At 39.1% G+C, this 5631-nt stretch carries 5 protein-coding genes; all 5 read right to left on the bottom strand.

The window, feature by feature from the left end:
• Positions 1–275: 275 nt before the first annotated feature.
• Positions 276–1613, bottom strand: coding sequence for a GntT/GntP/DsdX family permease (locus AC1DWN_RS26550; protein WP_477561896.1), 1338 nt, complete (start codon positions 1611–1613; stop codon positions 276–278).
• Between the two features lie 32 nt (positions 1614–1645).
• Positions 1646–2998 (bottom strand): D-serine ammonia-lyase, encoded by a 1353-nt coding sequence (locus tag AC1DWN_RS26545; RefSeq protein WP_477561895.1) that lies wholly within the window; start codon positions 2996–2998, stop codon positions 1646–1648.
• Between the two features lie 60 nt (positions 2999–3058).
• Positions 3059–3433, bottom strand: coding sequence for a RidA family protein (locus AC1DWN_RS26540; RefSeq protein WP_477561894.1), 375 nt, complete (start codon positions 3431–3433; stop codon positions 3059–3061).
• 353 nt (positions 3434–3786) lie between these two features.
• A complete protein-coding gene (locus AC1DWN_RS26535) occupies positions 3787–4341 on the bottom strand; it encodes a cupin domain-containing protein (protein WP_477561893.1) in 555 nt (184 codons plus the stop codon).
• Positions 4342–4514: 173 nt separating this feature from the next.
• Complete coding sequence (locus AC1DWN_RS26530; protein ID WP_477561892.1) at positions 4515–5063, bottom strand: sugar O-acetyltransferase; 549 nt, start codon at positions 5061–5063, stop codon at positions 4515–4517.
• Positions 5064–5631 lie beyond the last annotated feature (568 nt).

The raw sequence follows: 5631 nt of genomic DNA, 5'->3' as shown, positions 1-5631 counted from the left end.
GCATAATTCGGTTCATAAGAACATTTTTTAAGCGGATATTCCATCCGCTTTGTTTGCTGTACGCTTTTTTCCTTGCTTGCACAAAAAAACAAACGGCACAGGGCTTTTTCCCGTGCCGTTTCGGATTCCATTTTTATTCCCGGTCTTGTCTTTGAACTTAACTTAATGACATTGTCCTCTCGGCAGCCCCTTATATATTGTGCTATAGTGTCCCTTTAGTTCAATAGGATTCAAGAATCTGGATTGTCAACACAATGGTGTTATAATTGTAATTATTAAATTACTAGAGATAAAAGTAGTATACCACCTAGAGAAACAAATGATGCAATAAGGCAGGCAGCAGTGAAGCTCTTAAACATATCCGGTAATGATAATCCTAAATATTCTTTTACAAACCAAAAACTCGAATCGTTGACATGGCACCAGCCAATCGCTCYGGAACCAATGGCGAGAACGATAATTTCCGGACTCATTCCAGGATAAGCAGCCAGCATAGGTGCCACCATGCCTGCAGTGCTAATCATGGCCACCGTGGCGGAACCGATAGCAAGGTGCATAAGCCAAGCTATTAGCCAAGCGAGAATAATTGGGTTCATATTTAGTGACATCAAAATCTTAGACAATTCATTACCTACCCCACTCTCAACTAAGATGGCATTAAAAGCTCCACCGCCACCAATAATAAGCAAGATGCCGGCAATCGGTCCAAAGCATTGTTCTGTAAGAGATAAGAGGTTTTTCATTTTTAAACCACGAGAAAGGCCTAACGTATAATAAGCTACAAATACCGAAATGAGAAGTGCTATAAGTGGATTGCCTAAGAAAGTAATAATAGGCAATAAAGCCGAATCTTTTGAGAGAAACAATGTACTAACCGTTTTTCCTACCATAATGAGTAGGGGCAATAGGATAGTAAATAGGGTAATGCCGAAGCTTGGAAGATTCTCAACAGGCGTTGCAGCGTTCCCTTCTGATTCCTTTAATACTCCAGTCTTGCACTTAGTACTGATAAACTTGGCCCAAATTGGACCAGCAAAAATAGCAGTAGGAATTCCTATAAGAAGAGCATATAGAATGACCTTCCCTACATCAGCCCCCAAAGTTGTAGTAATTGCAAACGCTGCCGGATGTGGAGGCACCATCGAGTGAACGATCATCAGCGATACTGCCAAAGGAATTCCAACACGGAGTAACGACATCTTAGCTTGTTTGGCAACTATGAAAACCAAGGGAAAAAGTAAAACAAATCCTACTTCAAAAAATACGGGAATTCCGGCAATTAAGCCGACAATTGTCATAGCCCAGGGAGCCCTTTTTTCTCCCATTTTCTCTAGTAATGTTCGTGCAAGGCGCTCCGCTCCGCCAGATACTTCCAACATTTTGCCTAAAATCGTGCCAAAACCGATAATAGTAGCCAGAAAACCTAACGTTCCTGCCATTCCGTTTTCAATAGAAGTAGCAATCTTAGGCAGAGGCATACCTGTAGCAACTCCCACAAATATACACACTATTATTAAGGAAAGAAAGGGATGTATTTTAACTCGAAGAATGAGAAAGATGAGTAATACAATAGATGCAACTAATACCAGCATCATCATTGTTCCAGTTTCCATTTTCTTAACCTCTCCCTATACTATAAAGTAAATTAGCTGTTTGCACCTTTACGGTAGAAATCATCCATGACATCTTTTGGAACCATGCCGCCACCAGTAGCCCAAAGAATGTGAGTGGCATTTTGCATCTTCTGTTCAAGGTGATTATTTTTCAAATAATCTTTTCCCATGGAAGTAGCGTTCAGTTGAACTGGTCCGATAAATCCTGCAACTGCCGATGGTTCTAAGAATATTCCTTCTGAATCGGCTAGCTTTCTAAGGATTCGATAGAGACAGTCGTCTTGAATAGTAAAGACACCACTAATATCTTTCTCTAGTGCTTTGCCCACAAAGCCTGACGGTCTCCCTACGGCAAGCCCATCTGCTGCAGTAATATTATCAATGCCAAATTCCTGAGCTGATACCTCGTTATGCTTACGTGTCATTAAACCTAGCAACATTGCCGGTGAATGAGTTGGCTCTGCATAAAAGCAATGGACATTGTCTCCAAATATTGTCCGCAATCCGAAAGTAATTCCGCCAGGAGCGCCGCCTACACCGCAAGGTAGATAGACGAAAAGCGGATGATCCTGATCGACTAGAATCTTCATGTCATTTAGTTGCTTTTGGAGCCGTTTAGCTGCTACGGCATACCCGAGGAATAACGTTGAAGAATTTTCATCATCAACGAAGTGGCTATTGGGATCTTCCTGGGATTGTTGTCTGCCTGCCTCTACCGCTTTCCCATAGTCGCTATTGTGTTCAACTACGATTGCACCTTTTTGCCGCAATAAATCTTTTTTCCATTGTTTAGCGTCAGTAGACATATGCACAATAACTTTGAAACCTAATTGGACACTCATAATACCAATACTAAGACCTAGATTACCGGTTGATCCGACCACAATCGAATAATTCGAAAATAGAGTCCGAAATTTTTCATCTGCCAGAATTGAGTAATCATCGATTATTGACAGTATGCCGTGTTTAAAGGCTATCTCTTCGCCCACTTTTAATATTTCGTAAATTCCTCCGCGAGCCTTTACAGATCCAGAGATGGGCAGGTGACTGTCACATTTGAGATATAAAGTTCCCGCTATTTCCTGATTGAACATTTCTGATAACTTCTGCTGCATTTTAGGGATGGATACTAATTCAGATTCGATGATTCCGTTTTTTTCCTTGGTCTCCGGGAATACTTTTGCTAAATAGGGGGCAAAGCGAAGCAGTCGTTGTTCCGCATCTTCGATATCAGCTATCCCTAATTCCGTGTTAATAATTCGGTTGTTGCAACTCTCAAGCTGCGGGTTTACCCAGAAAACTTCCTCAGCATCAATGATTTGCTGCAGTTCCGGTAATTCATTTTTCCACTCTTCGACCGTTTTTCCAGCAATTTTGTTAGTCATTTTTACCTCCGTATTAAGATCAAATTTATTTCCAAAAGGCGATTTGGAGTTGGTTTAAATTTATTTTTCTGCGATAAATTCTATTTCTACTTTGGCTCCCTTAGGAAGACCTGCAACCTGGATGCAGGAACGTGCGGGTTTGCTAGACTTGAAATAAGAGCCGTAGATTTCATTCAGACAAGTAAAGTTGGCGAGATCGGACATAAAAATAGTCGTTTTTACAATGTCCTCGAAAACGTATCCTGCTTCGTTCAAAATTGCTGAGATGTTCTCCATCACTTGTTTTGCCTGTAATGCAAAGTCTTCATTCATTTCACCTGTCTGTGGATTAATTCCAAGTTGCCCAGATGCATACAAACGTGAAGCGCTTACAATTGCTTGCGAATATGGTCCAATAGTGGCGGGAGCCTTATCGGTCATAATTGTTTTTTTCATAGAATTTTATCTCCTTTTTTTTAAGTGACATTCCCTTTGGTATCCAATTGCAGTTTATTAATATTGTGCCCCTCCATTAATGATGATATTCTAACGGAGACTCAAAAAAGTTAAATCAGATTTAATAAATTAAATATAGATGCATATTAGCATTTTGCGTTTATTAAATCAAGCTTAATGATTATCCATCTTTTGGTAAGGTAATCAATAATATTTAATCTGGATAAAAAAAACCGTTTCTGTATTTACTAGTGTGCAATACACTTGTAAATACAGAAACGGTCTAAACAAATCAACCCATATAATTAGAGCATTTGCCCGCTTCATTTATTAATCTGATTATAAATTGTTTTCTAAAATGTCGGAGGAGTAATAGCAAAAATAACGGTTGCTTCTTTATCCGATCTATTTTCCCACTTATGTTCTATCCCAGGTGGTATTTTTACACTGTCTCCATTATATAAAGTCTCCACATCGTCCCCAATAAATAATACTACCTCACCCGCCAATACATACGCGACTTCTTCACCAATGTGTCTCATAGGTTTTTCGGCAGACTGGGATTCAGGCGGTAATTTCATTAAAACCATCTCAATTGAGCCGCTTAAATCCGGAGACAATAATGAATATTCCCAATTGTTCGATGATGGAAATATGATTTTTTTTCTGGAATTTGCTCTGGTAATTAAATCTTTAGTTTGCACAAATTCAGTAAATAAACTAAATAAAGGAACTTCTAATGCATCGGCAATCATGCGTAGAGTATTCAGTGACGGACTGGAAAGTCCCCTTTCAATTTGACTTAACATTGATGAAGTTACTTTCGTTATTTCTGATAACTGTTTAATCGTATAATTCTTATTTTTGCGAAATTTTACGATTGTTTTACCTAATTCTAGATTATCCATAATTCATCATACCTCTTTAAAATACCTCAAATTTAATTAATATGCCGTTCCTGAGCTTAATAGCCAATACATATAAAGATATCATAAATCTTAGATATTTTAAAGTTTGATTAGATTTTTTAGTTTCAGAGGCTTGATAGAAATCGCAAGAACAACAATACAGAGTTGAATTATTACTCGGTTATTTGTCTTAATATTTTTGCTGGATTACCCGCGACTATTGTATTTGAAGGCACGTCCTTCGTGACAACTGAACCTGCAGCTACAATGGAATTATCACCAATATTTACACCAGGTAAGATTACACAACTCCCGCCAATCCATACATTGTTTCCTATAGATATCGGTATCCCATAACCACTTTTATTTCTATCCTTTGGTTCTACAGAATGACCTGCGGTATAGATCCCAACATTAGGAGCTATCATGCAATCATCACCAATTCTTACCTCTGCCATGTCTAAAATCGTACAGTTATAACCTGCAAAAAAGTTATTTCCTACGTGTATGTTGTAACCTAAATCGCAATGAAAGTTGTGCTCGATGCTAAGCCCTTCTCCTACACTCCCAAACAATTCCCGAATAATATTTTCTTTCTTGTCAAATTCTTCAAAGTCACTCCTGTTAAATTCCTGAACCAGTTTCTGAGCTCTAATGCTCTTCATCTTTAATTCTTCAGTACTTCTTTGATAATAAATTTTTTCTTTTTTGCCATCGCCCATATGTATACTCCTTTTAATTTCAATTTGTGTAGTTCGGTTAAATCAAACTTATAGTTTAGGCGAATCAAAGTAAAGTCATTCCACTATCCTGCCCGTTCGTATTCTGAGGTCACCAGGCTGGTTAGGACAGAGATCCCGTTCCCGCGTTTTTTATTGTTGTGACAGGCGGGCTCCATTATGGTCTCCGCCCACCCCTTCCATACTACCAGTTAGCATAGCAAAGAGCTGCCAAGCGGCCAATGTCATTAAGTTAAGACGCAGGGCCAAAAATCAAGAACAAGAGCAGGTTATCGAAAAGATAGCCCGCTCTTTTTTTTGTACAAAGAAGAAAAATAGAACTTGACAAGCAGATGAAATGGTGTGGCGAAGCCCCTTGAAAAAACGAGGAGGTTACGCCAATGAATGAGTACGCGAATTCGCTAAAAGAAACGCTGACATCCCTCATACGAGAAATGTCAGCGGCACCAGCACCTTATGTCAAAAAACCTGAACAAGATTTTACCCGAAAGAAAAAGCTACCCTTTGAAACGGTTATGCAACTCCTGATCTCAATGGGGGGCAACAGCAT

Source organism: Paenibacillus sp. P4_A7 (assembly GCF_056402455.1).
Note: the sequence above shows the minus strand (reverse complement) of the source record. Positions and strands in the feature narration are given on the sequence as shown.

Coding starts and splice junctions, on each gene's coding strand:
- AC1DWN_RS26545 (WP_477561895.1), bottom strand. CDS start 2,998: ATGACTAACAAAATTGCTGGAAAAACGGTCGAAGAGTGGAAAAATGAA.
- AC1DWN_RS26540 (WP_477561894.1), bottom strand. CDS start 3,433: ATGAAAAAAACAATTATGACCGATAAGGCTCCCGCCACTATTGGACCA.
- AC1DWN_RS26535 (WP_477561893.1), bottom strand. CDS start 4,341: ATGGATAATCTAGAATTAGGTAAAACAATCGTAAAATTTCGCAAAAAT.
- AC1DWN_RS26530 (WP_477561892.1), bottom strand. CDS start 5,063: ATGGGCGATGGCAAAAAAGAAAAAATTTATTATCAAAGAAGTACTGAA.